The organism is Variovorax sp. P4_D9, from assembly GCF_056401695.1.
The window spans coordinates 1-734 of record NZ_JBFUIU010001666.1 but is presented as its reverse complement, the minus strand read 5'-3'; the positions used below and the strand labels follow the sequence as shown (position 1 = coordinate 734).

Below are 734 nucleotides of genomic sequence, written 5' to 3'. Positions count from 1 at the left end.
GTACATGGGCTACTACCCCGAGGTACACATCAGCCTGCAGTTGGCCAACAGGGTCGTCGATCTGGCCGAGGAAGGGATCGATGTCGCGCTGCACTTCGGCCCGGTCAGCGACGACAACTTGATTGTGCGGCCTCTGCTTCTCATGGATCTGGTGGTCTGCGCCTCTCCAGGTACTGGTTGAAGAACGGCAAGCCGACACACCCGAGCGAACTGGCCCATCACGATGCATTGACCAACTCTAGCCAAGCACAGCAGTCGATCTGGCGCTCCAAGTCGATGGCGAACCGTTCAATGTCACCGTCCAGAGCCGGATGGACGCGACCGGCTTGCGCCCCTGATCGAAGTGGCACTGCAGGGCTTCGGCGTGCTCTACGCACCGGCGCTCATGGTGCAGTTGCGCATCGACAAGGGCGAGCTGGAGCCAGTGCTGCCGGAGAACGTCCGTAGCGACATGTGGCTGTCGGCCGCCTACCTGCAACGGCGCTACAAAACAGCGCCGCCCTACGCTCTTTTCTGGATTTTCTTGCGTCGCGGATCAAGAGTGTCGGCAAAGCGGCGCAGGCGCCGGCGCACTGAATCGGATACCGGAGCGAAAATTGCTGTCGTCGTCTATTTTCCGGAAACATGGCCGGGGTCTCGATCTCGGAACGAGGCCGCAAGAGGCCGATATGAGCGATACTCGCGTACGCAGCGAGACGGCAATCCAGACCCCGCGAAAGGCAGCGGAAACTGGT

At 61.0% G+C, this 734-nt stretch carries 1 protein-coding gene and 1 pseudogene; both read left to right on the top strand.

Annotation, left to right across the window (positions count from 1 at the left end; genetic code table 11):
* A partial coding sequence (locus tag AC1DY5_RS57655) for a LysR substrate-binding domain-containing protein (RefSeq protein ID WP_478123045.1) occupies positions 1–181 on the top strand: 181 nt, incomplete at its 5' end.
* Positions 182–343: 162 nt separating this feature from the next.
* Positions 344–734, top strand: a pseudogene (locus AC1DY5_RS57650) (hypothetical protein); the annotation flags it as partial.